At 67.8% G+C, this 15,527-nt stretch carries 13 protein-coding genes and 3 pseudogenes; 9 read left to right on the top strand and 7 right to left on the bottom strand.

Features of this window, described 5'->3' with window-relative positions; translation table 11 throughout:
- The first annotated feature begins 1 nt into the window (after window position 1).
- Entirely contained in the window at window positions 2-358 is a 357-nt protein-coding gene (locus CBM2586_RS17725) for a YgiW/YdeI family stress tolerance OB fold protein (protein ID WP_115688948.1), read from the top strand.
- Window positions 359-370: 12 nt separating this feature from the next.
- Here the strand turns inward: CBM2586_RS17725 and CBM2586_RS17720 are convergent.
- Window positions 371-1,018: pseudogene (locus CBM2586_RS17720) on the bottom strand (sigma 54-interacting transcriptional regulator); the annotation flags it as partial.
- A 1,008-nt stretch (window positions 1,019-2,026) separates the two neighbouring features.
- Here CBM2586_RS17720 and CBM2586_RS17715 point away from each other — a divergent pair.
- Window positions 2,027-4,234 carry a TonB-dependent receptor gene (locus CBM2586_RS17715; RefSeq protein ID WP_115691343.1) on the top strand — a complete coding sequence of 736 codons (2,208 nt, stop codon included), beginning with the start codon at window positions 2,027-2,029 and terminating at the stop codon, window positions 4,232-4,234.
- An 87-nt stretch (window positions 4,235-4,321) separates the two neighbouring features.
- Window positions 4,322-5,107 carry a tetratricopeptide repeat protein gene (locus CBM2586_RS17710; RefSeq protein ID WP_115665732.1) on the top strand — a complete coding sequence of 262 codons (786 nt, stop codon included), beginning with the start codon at window positions 4,322-4,324 and terminating at the stop codon, window positions 5,105-5,107.
- Window positions 5,108-5,120: 13 nt separating this feature from the next.
- Here the strand turns inward: CBM2586_RS17710 and CBM2586_RS17705 are convergent, their stop codons facing one another.
- On the bottom strand, window positions 5,121-5,327 hold the full coding sequence (locus CBM2586_RS17705) for a dodecin (protein WP_022537411.1): 207 nt from the start codon (window positions 5,325-5,327) through the stop codon (window positions 5,121-5,123).
- Window positions 5,328-5,545: 218 nt separating this feature from the next.
- On the opposite strand from CBM2586_RS17705, the gene CBM2586_RS17700 reads away from it, so the two are divergent.
- Both CBM2586_RS17700 and CBM2586_RS17695 read left to right on the top strand, forming a co-directional pair.
- Window positions 5,546-6,262, top strand: coding sequence for a phospholipase D family protein (locus tag CBM2586_RS17700; RefSeq protein ID WP_240987951.1), 717 nt, complete (start codon window positions 5,546-5,548; stop codon window positions 6,260-6,262).
- Between the two features lie 110 nt (window positions 6,263-6,372).
- The gene (locus tag CBM2586_RS17695) at window positions 6,373-7,083 is read left to right on the top strand and encodes a dienelactone hydrolase family protein (RefSeq protein ID WP_115691341.1); all 711 of its coding nucleotides are present in this window, start codon (window positions 6,373-6,375) and stop codon (window positions 7,081-7,083) included.
- Window positions 7,084-7,243: 160 nt separating this feature from the next.
- On the opposite strand, the pseudogene CBM2586_RS17690 reads toward CBM2586_RS17695, so the two are convergent.
- Window positions 7,244-8,458 (bottom strand): annotated as a pseudogene (locus CBM2586_RS17690) (RNA-guided endonuclease InsQ/TnpB family protein).
- Window positions 8,459-8,474: 16 nt separating this feature from the next.
- On the opposite strand from CBM2586_RS17690, the pseudogene CBM2586_RS17685 reads away from it, so the two are divergent.
- A pseudogene (locus CBM2586_RS17685) lies at window positions 8,475-8,796 on the top strand (AMP-binding enzyme); the annotation flags it as partial.
- Window positions 8,797-8,801: 5 nt separating this feature from the next.
- Here the strand turns inward: CBM2586_RS17685 and CBM2586_RS17680 are convergent.
- Both CBM2586_RS17680 and CBM2586_RS17675 read right to left on the bottom strand, forming a co-directional pair.
- A complete protein-coding gene (locus CBM2586_RS17680; protein ID WP_115688944.1) occupies window positions 8,802-9,551 on the bottom strand; it encodes a glycine zipper 2TM domain-containing protein in 750 nt (249 codons plus the stop codon).
- Window positions 9,552-9,691: 140 nt separating this feature from the next.
- Window positions 9,692-10,150 carry a MarR family winged helix-turn-helix transcriptional regulator gene (locus CBM2586_RS17675; RefSeq protein WP_115665735.1) on the bottom strand — a complete coding sequence of 153 codons (459 nt, stop codon included), beginning with the start codon at window positions 10,148-10,150 and terminating at the stop codon, window positions 9,692-9,694.
- A gap of 187 nt (window positions 10,151-10,337) precedes the next feature.
- On the opposite strand from CBM2586_RS17675, the gene CBM2586_RS17670 reads away from it, so the two are divergent.
- A complete protein-coding gene (locus tag CBM2586_RS17670) occupies window positions 10,338-10,898 on the top strand; it encodes a YggT family protein (RefSeq protein ID WP_115665736.1) in 561 nt (186 codons plus the stop codon).
- A 46-nt stretch (window positions 10,899-10,944) separates the two neighbouring features.
- On the opposite strand, the gene CBM2586_RS17665 is transcribed toward CBM2586_RS17670, so the two are convergent.
- A complete protein-coding gene (locus CBM2586_RS17665) occupies window positions 10,945-11,931 on the bottom strand; it encodes a LysR family transcriptional regulator (RefSeq protein WP_115665737.1) in 987 nt (328 codons plus the stop codon).
- Window positions 11,932-11,992: 61 nt separating this feature from the next.
- Here CBM2586_RS17665 and CBM2586_RS17660 point away from each other — a divergent pair, with 61 nt between their 5' ends.
- Together CBM2586_RS17660 and CBM2586_RS17655 are read left to right on the top strand one after the other, a co-directional pair.
- Complete coding sequence (locus CBM2586_RS17660) at window positions 11,993-13,615, top strand: MFS transporter (RefSeq protein ID WP_115688942.1); 1,623 nt, start codon at window positions 11,993-11,995, stop codon at window positions 13,613-13,615.
- 127 nt (window positions 13,616-13,742) lie between these two features.
- A complete protein-coding gene (locus tag CBM2586_RS17655) occupies window positions 13,743-14,582 on the top strand; it encodes an IclR family transcriptional regulator (protein ID WP_115665739.1) in 840 nt (279 codons plus the stop codon).
- 16 nt (window positions 14,583-14,598) lie between these two features.
- On the opposite strand, the gene CBM2586_RS17650 is transcribed toward CBM2586_RS17655, so the two are convergent.
- Window positions 14,599-15,420 (bottom strand): phytanoyl-CoA dioxygenase family protein, encoded by an 822-nt coding sequence (locus tag CBM2586_RS17650; RefSeq protein WP_115665740.1) that lies wholly within the window; start codon window positions 15,418-15,420, stop codon window positions 14,599-14,601.
- Between the last annotated feature and the right edge of the window lie 107 nt (window positions 15,421-15,527).

Here is a 15,527-nt window from a genome sequence, read left to right as displayed (position 1 = left end):
CATGAACCGCATCCTGACCACTACCACCCTCGCGCTGGCGCTGGGGCTGGGCGCAGCCGGCGCCGGTGCCCAGTACACCGGACCCTCCACGGTGCCCGTCATGACCGTCAAGTCGCTGCAGGCCGACGGCAAGGACGACCAGCAGGCGGTGCTGCGCGGCAAGATCGTCAGCAGCGTCGGCGACGAGCGCTACCTGTTCTCGGACGGCACCGGCCAGATCAAGGTGAAGATCAAGGCCAGGACGTGGCCCGCGCAGAAGCCGGTGGATGCGCAGACCACGGTGGAACTGGTCGGCGAATACGACAAGGAACTGATCGGCGAATCGCACTTCGACGTCAAGGAGATCCGCCTGCCCTGATGCGCGCGGCGTTCAGACCGGCTCGGCCTCGCTGTCGGCGATCTGGTACTTGCGCATCTTTTTCCACAGCACCTTGCGGCTGATGCCCAGGCTTGCCGCCGTGTCCTGCCGCCGCCAGCCGTTGGCGTCGAGCGCGGCCAGGATGCGGCGGCGTTCCTCCATGTCGCGGCGCAGGTCGGCGCGCTCGCCGCCATCGAACGCGCCCGGATGCAGCGCGCGGAACAGCGGCCGGATGCGCTCCTCGTCCCAGTGCCCGGTCTGCTGCACGGTGATGCCGACGCGCTCGGCCAGGTTGCGCAACTCGCGCACGTTGCCGGTGAAGTAGGCGGTGCCGACCGCGCCCTTGAGCCAGTCCGGCATCGGCGGCAACGCATCATAGCCGGATGCGCCCAGCATATGGCGCAGGAACGACTGCAGCAGCGCCACCTTGTCGGCCGGGCCGCGCTCCTCCAGGCTGGGCATGCGCATCTCGATCACCGCCAGGCGGAAGAACAGGTCGGCGCGGAAGCGCCCCTGCCGCACCGCGTCGCGCAGGTCCTTGTTGGTCGCGGCGACCAGGCGGAAATCCAGCTTGACCGCCAGCGTCGAGCCCAGCCGGGTGATCACGTTCTCTTCCAGCACGCGCAGCAGCTTGGCCTGCTGGAACAGCGGCAGGTCGCCGCCGATCACCGCGATGCACGGCTTCAGGCGCGGCTCGGCGGGCAAGGCCTCGAGCGCGCCGGCGCGGATCACGTCCACGCGCAGCGGCGCACTCGCCGCCGGTTCAGCTGTCGGTCAGGCCGTGGCCAGGCCACTCTTCACCTGCATCGTGGCCCGACGGTCCGCGGGATTGACCGCGCAGCCGGGTGAGATCCGCCGTGGCGCTGGCGACGTCCAACAGCGTGTCGCTGCCGCACCGCAGCCTGTCGTCGGTGGCCGTGGGCGCGCGCTTCTCGTCGAATTCCGGGGATGGTGCAGGTACGCACGAATTGATGCGGTTGACTTCGTGGATGCGCCGCCCTCACCCCCGCCCCTCTCCCGCAGCAAGCGGGAGAGGGGAGCAAACAAGCGGGAGGGAAAGGTCCATGGCATCGCCGGCACCAACGCGTGCGAGCGCAGCGACGCACTCCGTGCCAGAGCAGTTGACCTGAGATAGGGAGCGCGCGCAGCGCAGCCGAAGGCGTCCCACCAATAGCGTGATAAGCAGGCGGCCACCGACCTAAAGTCGGTTCGTCCATCCGACCGCGAACGCCAGGCACCTCCAGGTAGCGTCAGCAGGCTGGAACCCCCAAACCGCCTGAGCGCAAGTCACCACCGCCGGAGCCACCAACGCCGCCTTAGCCAGCCGCTAAGGCGACGCGTTTCTTGCCTACTTTTGTCGCTCGGACAAGAAGTCGGTCGCCGGCTACGCCGGCGAAACAGCCACGCCCCCCAAGCACGACAAACAAAGCAACCCCGGTACCCCATCATCCCGGCCGCAGCGGCGCCGGCGCCGCTATTTCGCAACACTTCTGGCAAATCCGCCCCTGACCGCGCTCCTCAGCCTTGACTTGTCAACTTTCCTCAAATGATAATACTTCTCATTATTGTTTCGTTTTACCAATACATTAGAGGCGCAAAGTGCAGTATTCGGCAGTCATAACGAGAAAGAGCCACGGGAAGCTAGGTGCCGTTCCACGTTTGACCGGCATGGTCGGCGCAGCCGTTGCAGCGGCGCCGGTTGCCGCACAGCAGGCGCCCAAGCCGGTCGACCTGCCGCAGGTCACGGTCACCAGCGACAGCGGTTTCAAGGCGGAAAGCTCGTCGTCGATCAAGAATCCCGAGCCGCTGCGCGATACGCCGCGCTCGATCACGGTGATTCCGCAGGAGGTCATCCAGAGCACCGGCTCGACCACGCTGACCGACGTGCTGCGCACGGTGCCGGGCATTGCCTTCGGCGCGGGCGAGGGCGGCAACCCGGTCGGCGACCGGCCGTTTATCCGCGGCTATGACGCGCAGGCCAGCACCTTCCTCGATGGCTTCCGCGATATCGGCGCGCAGTCGCGCGAGCTGTTCAACGTCGAGAGCGTCGAAGTGACCAAGGGCCCGGCCGGCGCCTACGACGGGCGCGGCTCGGCCGGCGGCAGCATCAATATCACCAGCAAGGCGCCCAGGCTGGGTAATTTTGCCGAAGGCAACATCGGCGTCGGCAACGCGCAGTACGTGCGCGGCACCGCCGACGGCAACTGGCAGTTCGCCGACCACGCTGCGTTCCGCCTCAATGCGATGTTCCACGACCAGGACGTCGCCGGCCGCGATGCCGTGCACCAGAAGCGCTGGGGCGTGGCGCCGTCGGTGGCCTTCGGCCTGGGCACCGACACGCGCCTGACGCTGTCGTACTACCACATGCAGACCGACGACATCCCCGACGTCGGCATCCCGTACAACAACCCCGCCTTCACCGCGCGCCGCGACGGCCTGCCGCGCACGCGCCAGACCGGCGACGGCTCGCCGGTCAACGTGCCGCGCAGCACCTACTACGGCCTGCTCGACCGCGACTTCCGCAAGGACCAGGCCGACATGGGCACGATCCGCTTCGAGCATGATTTTTCGCCGGCGCTGAAGTTCCGCAACCAGACCCGCTTCTCGCGCACCAACCAGGACTACATCTACACGCAGCCTGACGACAGCAAGGGCAATATCTACTACGACCTGCTCTGGCGCCGCGTCAATACGCGCTATTCCACCGCACGCACGGTGGCCAACCAGACCGATCTGTCGGGCGAGTTCCTGACCGGAGCGATCAAGCACAAGTACGTCTTTGGCGTCGAGTTCTCGCAGGAAAAGAGCGAGAACGACAGCTACACCGTCGACACTGGCAACAGCAGCTGCCCGAACGGCGCCGGCGCGGCCAGCGGCTACAACTGCACCACGCTGCTCAACCCCAATCCCAATGACCCGTGGGCGGGCAGCATCGCGCGCACCAACAACCCGACCAACGCCAAGACCAACACGGCGTCGGTGTACCTGTTCGACTCGGTCGAGCTGAGCAAGCAGTGGATCGTCAACGGTGGCGTGCGCTTCGACAGCTACCGCACCAGCTTCACCGCGGCGCGCGCGGCCAACGGCTCGCGCGCCGAGTACGCACGCGACGACAACCTGTTCAATTACCAGCTGGGGGTGGTGTACAAGCCGGTGGAAAACGCCAGCTTCTACGTCTCGTATGGCACCTCGTCGACCCCCGCGGGCGCGTTCCTGGCGCAGGGCTCCGACCCCAACGGCCTGGCCCCGGACCGCGGCGGCAACCGCGGCGACCAGCTCGCGCCGGAAAAGAACCGCTCGTTCGAACTGGGCACCAAGTGGGACGTGCTGAAGAACCGCCTGGCCCTGACCGCGGCGATCTTCCGCATCGAGACCACCAATGCCCGCATCGTGCAGCAGGACGGCACCGCGGCCATGGCCGGCAACAAGCGCGTGGACGGCTTCGAGCTGGGCTTCTCCGGCAACCTGACCGAGAAGTGGGCCATGTTCGGCGGCTACACCCACCTGAAGAGCGAGCTGCGCAACAACGGCGGCGCCGGCTCTGCCTTCGGCCAGACCAACGGCCAGACATTCCCGAATACGCCGGAAGACAGCTTCAGCCTGTGGACCACGTACCAGCTGCTGCCGAACCTGACCATCGGCGGCGGTGCGTACTACGTGTCGAAGATCTGGGGCAACCAGGGCACCAACAAGTGGGTGCCGCCGTACTGGCGCTTCGATGCGATGGCCGCCTACCGCATCAACAAGAACGTCGCGCTGCAGCTGAACGTGCAGAACCTGACCGACAAGACCTACTACAGCCAGGCCTATACCTCGCACTATGCGACGGTGGCACCGGGCCGCACCGCGGTGCTGAACCTGAACCTGCGCTACTGAGCGCGGCGGCCGCCAAGGCCACACCACGCGGCACGCGGCCGGCTCCGGTCGCGTGCCGTTTTGCCTTTTTCAACCGAAGCTCTTTGTATGGATACCCTGCCCTTTCGCGTCGCCACGCCGGTCGAACTGGAGCAGCTCGGTCCCGCCGGACTGCGCGACAAGCTGGCTGGCCCGCCGCAGCTGGCGCTGCCGTGGCTGGGCGGCGCCGCGGTGGCGGGCCACCTCGACGCGCAGATGGTGCTGGGCCAGTGGTTCCTGGCCGGCCATGGCGTCGCGCGCGACCCGGTGCAGGCGTTCGCGTGGTTCAAGCACGCGGCGCACGCCGGCCATGCGGGCGCGGCCAACCTTGCCGGCCGATGCTACGAGAACGGCTGGGGCACCGCGCCGGACGACCGCGCCGCCGCGCACTGGTACACGCTGGCGGCGGAGCGCGGGTCGGACTGGGGCATGTACAACCTGGCCACGGCGCTGGTGATGGGCCGCGGCCTCGCCGCGGACCGGCGCGCCGCGCTAGGCTGGTACCAGCGCGCGGCGGCGCTGGGCCATGCCAAGTCGCTCAATATCCTCGGCGGCTTCCATGAAGATGGCTGGGAGGTAGCGCAGGACCCGGCGCGCGCGGTCGCGTACTACCGCCAGGCGGCCGCAGGCGGCGACTTCCGCGGCCAGTTCAACTATGCGCGCATGCTGGCGCTGGCGGGGCGCGAGACTGAAGCGCGGCAATGGATCCGGCTGGTGCCGCAGACCGCCACCGGGGCCTTTATCGACAAGATGCTCGCGTTCCTGCGCGACGCGCCGCAGCCAGCGCTGCAGCGCCTGTACGCGCACGCCAGCGAGGCCGCGCAGGCGATACCGCTGGCGGCTGCCGCGGCCTGATCGCAGTCAGGGATCAGGTCACGCGGAATCCCACCTTCAAGGTGACCTGGTAGTGCGCGATCTTGCCATTCTGGATATGGCCGCGCGTTTCCACCACTTCGAACCAGTCGATGTTCTTGATGGTCTCGCCAGCCTTGGTGATGGCGCTCTGGATGGCCTGGTCGCAACCGTCGGGCGAAGAGCCGACAATCTCGACCAGCTTGTAGGTGTGGTTGGTCATTGCCTCTCCTTGGCGGCCGCGGCCGCGGGGTTGCATCCATCATAGGCGCCGGCCGCGGATTGCCCCAAGGCCGCGGCGCAACGCCGCGCGCGCCACAGATCCTGTTACACAATCCCCCTTTGCCAGTGGCGTATCCGGCTGCTACGCTGCGTTCCCGCCCCGGACAGGTGCGGCGCGCGGCGCGCGCACGCTGTTCTTCACCGACGCCAAGATCCGCCGTGACTTATCGCTTCCTTCGCCGGGCCGTGCTGGGCCTGGGCCTGGCCGCCGCCTTGTCGGCCTTTACTTCGTTCAGTCCCTTCGCGCTGCTGGCGCACGCCCGGTCAGCCTCGAGCTTCGACGAGGTCTCCGAGACCATCGCCAACAGCATCAGCGAGACCTTCAACGAGGCCATCGCCAATCACTTCCCGTCCCGCACCGGCAAGCCCGCGCAACCGGCCCAGCCGCCCGACGCCAGGCCGCTGCCGAGCAAACCCTTTGCCGATGGCAGCGGCTACACGCTGTGCTTCGTGCCCGATGGCGCGAGCTGCCAGGCGCTGCTGATCAATGCGATCCGCAGCACGCGCCAGCGCCTGCTGATCCAGGCCTACTCGTTCACCAGCGCGCCGATTGCCGAGGCCGTGGCGCAGGCGCACCGGCGCGGCGTCGACGTGCGCGTGATCCTGGACAAGAGCCAGCAGAGCGAGCGCTACACCAGCGCCACCTACCTCAAGCACGCCGGCGTGCCGGTGGTGATCGACAACAAGCCCGCGATCGCCCATAACAAGGTGATGGTGTTCGACGACCAGGCGGTCTTCACCGGCTCCTTCAACTTCACCAAGTCGGCGCAGGAGCGCAACGCCGAGAACGGCATGCTGATCCGCGGCGACGCGGCGGTGGTCAAGGCCTATACCGACAACTGGCACAAGCGCTACCGGCAATCGCGCGCGTACTGAAGCGCGGGCCGGCGCACGGCCCCGCCTGCACGATGCGGCGCGCGATGGCACACTGGCGGGCTGAGATGGCGGCAACCGCCCGCCAGGCCTTTTCCGGAGAACCCTTCGCCATGACAGCCATTCCCGACAGCCAATGGATCCGCGTCGACACCGCCGCGGGCAGCTTCGATGCCTATCTGAGCCTGCCGCCGGCGGGCGTGCAGCCCGGCGCGCCGGGCATCGTGCTGCTGCAGGAAATCTTCGGCGTGAACGAGCACATCCGCGCGGTGGCCGACCAGTACGCCGCCGACGGCTATGCCGTGCTGGCGCCGGACGTGTTCTGGCGCCAGGCCCCGCGCGTGCAGCTGGGCTACGAGGGCGACGACATGGCGCGCGCCATGGCCTTGCGCAAGGCCGTGGACGTGGAGGCCACAGTGGACGATATCGCGGCCACGGTGCAGGTGCTGCGCCAGCATACCGGCGCCGGCAAGGTGGCCGCGGTGGGCTACTGCTTCGGCGGGTTGCTGTCGTACCTGAGCGCGGCGCGCGGACTGGTGGATGCGGCCGTGCCCTTCTACGGCGGCGGCATCCAGAATCAGCTGCACGAAGCCGCCAACATCCGCGTGCCGGTGCAGTTCCACTACGGCGCGCTCGACGCGCATATCCCACCCGACGCCGTGCAAGCCGTGCGCGACGCGATGGCCGGCAAACCCGCCACCGAGATCTACGTCTACCCGCAGGCCGACCACGGTTTCAACTGCTGGGCGCGCGGCTCCTACCACCAGTCCAGCGCCGCGCTGGCGCACGGGCGCGCACTGGTGTTCCTGTCGGGCTCGCTGTAGTCCGCCCCCGCCCCAAGGACCGCCGGCTTGCCATGGCGAGCCGGCACACCTTATCCTCGGCGCTCGGCTTCAAGACTTGCTGGACCCCAACCATAACAATGGAGATCACCATGCATTGACATCCTCCCGCCTAAAGGCGGCGGATTCCTACGGTGCTCAATCAAGCATCGAGCCGGATTGAGTCGCTTCGGCGGGTTCCTGCTGCTGGCGGCATTCCTGCACCGCTCACTTCACAGGCGAACCGGGCTTGTCCCGCCCGTAGAACATTGATTGCGCCAACCACATCGGCGTTTTCCTCGAAGCCACACCCCACGCACTCGAACCCGGCTTGCATCTGCCGGTTATATTTCGACACATGGCCGCAGCTCGGACAGGTGCGGCTCGTGTTCTGCGGTGGCACAGCGATGAGCCAGCCGCCGCTCCACGCCAGCTTGTAGTCCAGTTGGCGGCGGAACTCGAACCAGCCTTGATCGAGGATGGACTTGTTCAGGCCAGACTTGGCCCGAACCTGCTTTCCCGGTTGTTCGGCGCTGCGCTTGGCAGACTTGGACATGTTCCGCACCTGCAGGTCCTCGATACACACCATCGCGTTGTTTTGGCTGATCGTGGTTTAGCACTTGTGCAGGTAGTCGCGGCGAGCGTTGCCAATGCGGGAATGAATACGCTGGATGCGGGCTTTCGCCTTCTTCCAGTTGTTGCTGAACTTAACCTTGTGGCTCATCGCCTGGTGCGCCTTGCGCAGGGCTGTTTCATGTAGCTTGAAGCTGTTGAGCGGGGTATAGAACGTCCCGTCCGAGAGCGTGGCAAACCGTGCTACGCCCATATCAATGCCGATAGCGCCGCCATTCGGTAGCGGCTGTTCGACCTCGCGTTCAGTCTGAATTGACACGGACCACTTGCCGCAGGACTGGCTGATGGTGACGTTTCTCAGGGTGCCCAGCACCTCCCGGCTGTTGCGGTAGCGCAGCCAGCCGAGCTTCGGCAGGAAGATGCGACTGTTGTCCTGATCGAGCTTGATCTGCTTCGGGTCCGGATAGCGGAAGCTGTCCTGCTGGCCCTTCTTCTTGAAACGCGGGAAGTCGGCCCGTTTGGCGAAGAAGTTGGCATAGGCGCGATCCAGGTCCTTGAGTGCCTGTTGCAGCGGGTGCGTCGGCGCATCCTTCAGCCACGGCATCTCTGTACCGTTGCGCCACGCGGTGAGCAGCTTGCACAGCCCGGCATAGCCGAGCTTCATCTCGCCTTGCTCGTAGCGCTCCTTCTGCAACGCCAGCGCCTTGTTGAACACGAACCGGCACGACCCGGCGAAGCGGCGCATGTTGCGCTGCTGTTCGCCGGTCGGCATCAATGCGTATTTGAAGGCTTGAAGTCGGTGCATGAGCCCCATCTTACCCTTGGACGAGACCATGCAGGACGTGGCGCCTGGCGAACTGGGAGAGATCGTGCATCGCTCGCCGCAACTGCTGACGCAATCCTGGGACAAGCCCGAACAGACCGCCGAAGCCTTCACCGGCGGCTGACCCCTGCGCGTTGCGCAAGCGCGGCCATGAGGGCGCCACCGAGGAAGAGCTGATCGCGCATGCGCGCCAGGCACTGGCGCCGTTCAAGGTGCCCAAGCGCATCGTGTTCGTCGCGGACCTGCCGCGCAATACCGCCGGCAAGCTGCTCAAGCGCCAGCTGCGCGAGGATTACGCGCAGCTGTTGGGCACCGACTGACGCGCTCAGTACGGCACGGCGACGCCGTTCTCGATCCGGACGCGGTCGCCGATGCGCATCTGGTAGGCGTTGGCCTGGGTCAGCGTCAGGTAGGCGTTGTCGCTGGTGCGCACGCGCACACGGTAGGCCGGGGCACTGGAGCCGGTGCGCTTCTCGACCTCGTTGCCGGCCACCGCGCCCGCCACCGCGCCGCCGATGGTCGCCACGGTATTGCCGCGGCCGCCGCCCACCTGGTGGCCCAGCAGCCCGCCGACGATGCCGCCCACCACGGCGCCCGCGCCGCTGGTCGACGGCGGCTGGCCCGGCACCACCTCGATGCCCTCGATCCAGCCGTAGCGCACGCCGTAGGCCTGGTTGCCGTAGCCGTTGCCATAGCTGCCGTCCTGATACGACGGCTGGGGATACGGCTGCTGCGGGTACGAAGACTGCGGGTAGTCCTGTTGTGGATAACCTTGCTGCGGATAGTTTTGTTGCGGATAGTTTTGTTGCGGATAGTTTTGTTGCGGATAGCCCTGTTGCGGATAGCCCTGTTGCGGATAGCCCTGTTGCGGATAGCCCTGTTGCGGATAGCCCTGTTGCGGGTAGCCGCTGATGGTGGTGCCGCCGCCGTAGCCCGTGTTGCCATAGCCGTTGTTGCCATAGCCGCCGCCATACCCTGCGCCATAGCCGTTGTCATAGCCATACGGCGTGGCACACCCGGCCAGCGCACCGGCGCCAAGCACCGCTAGCACAACCGAACGAAAGGGGATGGACATGTCAGGACTCCTGCGCGCTGCGCGTGTTGGGGATGCGCGCGAGTCTAGGGCCGCCGCCGGCCAGCGGGTGTCACCGGAGCTTGTGATTGGTAACCGCCTGTAACCGCCTGTGAGCGCCCGCGATGCCGGCCTGGCGGCGCTCAGCCGCGCTCGGCGCCGTCGTCGTTGAACTGCGTGATGCGGGCCACGCGGAACGTGCCGCGCAGCGATTCCAGCTCGGTCCGGTGCAGCAGCGCCAGCCGGTTCAGGTAGCGCTCGCCCTTGGCCGTCAGGTGCACCTGCACCACGCGGCGGTCCTCGGGGTTGACCCGCCGCTTGACCAGCCCGGCGGCCTCGCAGCGATTGACCAGCGCCACCACGCCGTGCTGCTTGGCCTGCAGGCGCTCGGCCAGCTCGCCGATCGAGGCCCAGTCCTTGTCGGCACAGCCGTGGATATGCAGCAAAAGCAGGTACTGCTGCACCGTCAGCCCCTCCTCGCGCGCCGCGTCTTCGGAAAACCGCAGGAAGCGGCGCAACTGGTAGCGGAAGTCGGACAGTGCCTCGAAGTCGGCCTTGGTAAGCGGGGCGGGAGGCGGCGACGAGGCGGGCGTGCGGGGCATGGGCGGCAGAAAACGCGAAAGGGAATGAAGGCGCGGCAGTCCGCGCAAGCCCCCGGCGGGGCGCCCGCAATTATAGGGGCCGCACGGCGCACCGGCAGCCGATCCCGGTTTGCCCCGTGCGCGCGCCCGGCTATGGCAGAATCTGTGCGGTTGCAGACACCTTCACCCGTCACCGGAAAACGCACCGATGTTCTCGGAAATCGCCCTCTTCCTGCTGGATACCGTCTTTACCCTGTTCGGCATGGCGCTGCTGCTGCGCGTCTGGATGCAGCTGACGCGGCTGCCCACGCGCAACCCGGTCTCGCAGGGCGTGTTCCAGATCACCGACTGGCTGGTGCGGCCGCTGCGCCGGATTATCCCGGGCGTGGGCGGCATCGACTGGGCCACGATCCTGGCCGCGTGGCTGACCGCGGTGGTATTCCTGGCGCTGGTCGCGCTGATCAGCGGCATCGACCTGCCCGGCTTCGTGCCCGCCATGCTGCTGACCGCCGTGCTCTATGTGCTGAAGTGGTCGATCAGCCTGGTGATGTGGGTCACGCTGCTGATGGCGATCCTGTCGTGGGTCAACCCGCATTCGCCGATCACCCCGGCCATCGACCACCTGACCGCGCCGGTGCTGCGCCCGATCCAGCGCGTGGTGCCGCGCCTGGGCGGCTTCGATGTCTCGCCGCTGGTGCTGTTCGTGGTTGCGCAGATCCTGCTGATGGTCCTCGCCCGGCTGGGCGCCGGCATCATCGGCCTGCATTGAGGGATCCCGGCGCGCCACGGTCGCAGCATCTTCTCCGGCGGCGCCCTCAACCCGCCGTGCGGGCCTCTCCCGGTGCCGGCGCGTCCGCGGCGGCATCGAGCCCAGGGTCCCGTGCCGCCTCGGCATCCCCTTCCGGCGGCAGCTCCGACACCATCATCGATTCGATCGCTTCCATGAAGGCGCGCACCTTGCGCGGCTGCAGGCGCCGGTCCGGCAGCAGCGCGAACACGCGCAGCGGCGGCAGCGGATAGTCGGGCAGCACGCGCACCAGCCGCCCTTGCGCGATCTCGGCCTCGCAATAGATCACCGACAGCCGCGCGATGCCCAGCCCCGCCAGCGCGCCCTGCAGGCGCAACTCGGCGTTGTGGGTCTGCATGCGCGGGCGGATCGGCACCGATACGGTCTGGTCGTCGCGGGTGAATTCCCACACGGTGTCGCCGGGCGTGGTCAGCGTCGGCATATTGGCCAGGTCTTCCGGGCGCAGTTGCGCCGGCAGGCTGGCCGCCAGCGCCGGCGCGGCGAACAGGCCGCGTTCGACGTGGTAGATGCGGCGCGCCACCGTGCCTGAGTCAGGCAGGTCGGCGTCGACGATGACAAAGGCGACGTCAAAGCCATCGCGGATCGGATCGACCAGGCCCTGCGTGATTTCCACCGCCACATCCAGCGCGGGGTGCGCCGCCAGCGTGCGGCAGATCACGCCGCCGAGCTGCTGCGCGCCGAATTCATAGGGCGTGGCGATGCGCAGCACGCCTTGCACGCGCTCTTCGCGTGCCAGCGTTTCCTGGCGGATCTCGCGCAGCCGCGCGAACAGCGGCGCGACATCGCGATAGACCGCCTTGCCTGCATCGGTGAGGCGCATGCGGCGCGTGGTGCGTTCCAGCAGCTTGGCGCCGATGGCGGTTTCCAGCCGCGCGACGGCGGCCGAGACGCGCGACTTGGGACAGTCGAGCTGCTCCGCCGCGGCCGTGAACGTGCCCTGCTCGACCACACAGCAGAACGCCTCCCAGTCATTCCATTGGATTGTTTCGTTCACCGGACAATGTTTCCCTGACAACCTGTAGTTCTCGACAGCGGGCCTACATTATGCTTGAGCGATGCAACAAACGCCTGTCCGGGCTGGAGCGGACGCGCTGGCTCCCGCCCTTCCAGCCATCCCCGCCGCCCCCTCCGCCCCCTCCGCCCACGCCGCCACTATCTCCCAGCGCCCGCGCATGCAGATCGCCAGTCACCCCGAGATGGGTCACTGGCGTCTTTCATTGTTCGGCCTGACGCTGGGTCTGGTCACGGGCATCGACTTCTCGTCCACGCTGATGATGGGCGTGGCCAGCCAGCATATCCAGGGCGGCGTCGGTGCCGCGCCGGAAGACTACCTGTACGCGATCTCCGCCTACGCCGCCACCGCGGTGCTGATGAACATGGTGCTGGACCAGCTCGCGCGCCGCATCACGTACAAGCGCTTCACCATGGTGTCGCTGCTGGTGTTCATCGCCGGCTCCCTGATTTGCGCGGAGTTTGCCAGCCCGGCCGGGCTGATCACCGGCAAGGCGGTGCAGGGGCTGGGCGCGGGCGGCTTGTTCGCGGCCTCGCGCATCCTGGTGCAGCTGGTGTCGACGCCGGCCGAGCGCGCCCCGCTGATGCTGCGCTTCGGCGGCGGCTCGTTCTCGATGCTGGCGATCACGCCCTGGCTGACCAGCATCTTTCTGGACGATATCGGCTGGCGGGCGGTGTTCCTGTTCCAGGCCGGCATTGCGCTGCCGGTGCTGCTGTCGGTGGCGCTGACCTACCCCGCGCGCGCGCCGCGCGATCCGCACCCGCCGGTGTCGACGCTGGACTGGCCCGCCGCCATCGCCGCCGCGCTGGGCGCGCTGGTGTTCCTGCATACGCTGCAGGAAATGCGCTACACGCGCTTTTTCAGCTCGCTGGAGATGCCGCTGGCCGCTCTCTGCGGCGTGGCGCTGTTTGCCTTCAGCGGCTGGCGGCTGTCCCGGCATCCGGACCCGTGGATCGACTTCTCGCGCCTGGCCGGGCGCCAGTACCTGTATGGCCTTGGCTTCTACACGCTTTACTACCTGCTGTCGTCGGCGTGGTCATTCCTGCTGCCGACGCTGACGCAGACCGGGCTCGGGCTGACCTTCCGCACCACCTGCATGCTGCTGTCGACCAGCGGCACGGTCTCCGCCATCGGCGCCATCGTGATCACGCTGGGCATGGCGCTGGTGTTCCGCAAGCGGCGCGTGATCGCGATCGGCTTTGTCGTCTACGCGTGCGCGGCGATGCTGCTGTCGCACCAGCTAATGCCGGGTGCGCCGGACTACGCGCTGGTGCCGGTGGTGCTGCTCGAGGGGCTGACCCCGGTGCTGCTGATGGTGCAGGTGGCGTCGATGACCTACCTGGATGTGCCGGTCGAGGACTTCTCGCACGCCTACCAGTTCAAGAATGTATGCAAGCAAATCGCCTCGGCAATGGGCACCGGGCTCGCCAGCGTCTTCATGCAGGACGGCCTGGCGCAGCACCGCACTCACCTGGTCGAGCACATCACCCGCTTCAACCCGGTGCTGCAGATGCCCGACGCACTGTCCGCGGCCGGACTGGCCAAACTCTCTCAGGAAGTCGACCGGCAGGCGACGCTGCTGGCCGGCATGGACCTGCTGCATGGCTTTGCCGCGCTGTGCGTGGCCGGGGCAGTGTTCGTGCTGGTGCAGCGCAGCTTCCGCTGAGGCCGGGGTTACGGCCGCCGCGGCCCTGTGCGGGCCTGGGCGGGCCCGGTACTGGCGCAATGCCGGCATTTGCTCTACCCTTTCGGCCTTTCCGTGCCAATCCGGCCAACCGCGCCGGGCTACGCAGATGGCCAGTTCCACCGATTCCCGCCAGACCCCGCCGCCAGCATCGCCGACCGCCGACAGCGCCGCCACGCCCGAAAAGCCGAGCGACAGCTATGTGCAGTCCTTTGCACGCGGACTGTCGGTGATCCGCGCCTTCAACGCGCAGCACCCGGCCCAGACCCTGACCGAAATCGCCCAGGCCAGCGGCCTGACGCGCGCCGGCGCGCGCCGCATCCTGCTGACGCTGGTGGGGCTGGGCTATGTGCAGGCCGACGGGCGCCTGTTCCGGCTCACGCCCAAGATCCTGGACCTGGGCTTCGCCTACCTGACCTCGATGCCGTTCTGGAACCTGGCCGAGCCGATCATGGAGACGCTGTCGCAGCAGGTCCATGAAAGCTGCTCGATCTCTGTGCTCGACGGCACCGAGATCGTCTACGTGCTGCGCGTCCCGGCGCGCAAGATCATGACCATCAACCTGTCGATCGGCAGCCGCCTGCCGGCGTATTGCTCGTCGATGGGACGGGTGCTGCTGGCCGGGCTGAGCGAGCCGGAGCTCGACAGCGTGCTGCGCGCCACCGACCTGCGCGCGCGCACCGGGCGCACCGTGACCGACGTGGCGGCGCTCAAGGCCATCGTCGCCGATATCCGCCAGCGCGGCTGGGCCCTGAACGACCAGGAGCTGGAAGAAGGGCTGGTGTCGCTGGCCGCGCCGATCCGCAACCGCGCCGGCCATACCATCGCCGCCATCAACATCAGTGGCCAGGCCAACCGCACCAGCGCGCAAGAGATGCTGGAGCGCTTCCTGCCGCCGCTGCTGGAAGCTTCCGAAAAGATCTCCGGACTGGTCGGGCTGCGCACCTGAGCGCAGCCGCGCCGGATCAGCCCACGGCAGGCAGCTCGACGCTGCCGAACTCGGCCGAGCGCGTGCCGTCCAGCGGACGGTTGCTGGCGCCAAAATAAGCGAACGCCACCGACAGCTTGACCGCGTTGGACGCATTGCGGCCGGCCGCGTGGAACAGCCGGCTGTCGAAGCACAGCACGTCGCCGCGGTGCAGCGCCAGCGGCTGCGCGGCATCCAGCAGCGGCTGGCTGGCCGGGTGCGCTTCGATCAGGAATTCGGCCGGGTCCAGCTGACCGGGCTCGAGCCGGGCCTGGTGCGAGCCGGGGATGACGCGCAGCACGCCATTGCGCTCGTCCTCGTCGCCCAGCGCCAGCCACACCGTGACCAGTTCCGGCCGCGCAAACGACCAGTAGCGGGTATCGCGGTGCCAGCCGGTCTGGCTGCCGTAGTGCGGATGCTTGGTCATCACGCAGTTGTGGTGCGCCAGCGTGATGCGGGCGGGCTCGCCCAGCAAGGCCTGCACCACCGCCACCAGCTTCGGGTCGCTGGCCCAGCGACGGAACACTGCATCGCGCCCGTATGCCTGGCGCAGGCGCCTGACCGTGCCGCCGCCGGCGGCATCGCGCGTGGCCGGGGCGCCCGGATAGCCGAGGTCGGCCTCGAACTCCACCGGCGGCACCGCCGCGGCCAGATGCTGGCGCGTCACCGCCTCCAGCGCCGCGCACGCCGGCTCGTCGGCGAAGCCGCGCAGGATCACGAAACCGTTGGCATGGAAGGCCTGCACCAGGCGCGGCAGCGCGCCGGCATCGGCGGACAGGGTGGAAGCGGGCAGGTCGGCGCAGGGATCCAGCGAGGTCATTGCAGAGGTGCGGCGCAAGGCCGCGCAAAGAGGCGAAAACAGGAACAGGGGCCGCGGTGGCCCGACAGGCTCATGATGCCAGAACCGGCGCCGTCTGGCGCAGGCGC

It is taken from the genome of Cupriavidus taiwanensis (assembly GCF_900250115.1).
GTDB lineage: Bacteria > Pseudomonadota > Gammaproteobacteria > Burkholderiales > Burkholderiaceae > Cupriavidus > Cupriavidus taiwanensis_B.
The sequence above is the reverse complement of the archived record's forward strand: the minus strand, read 5'-3'. Positions and strand labels throughout refer to the sequence as shown.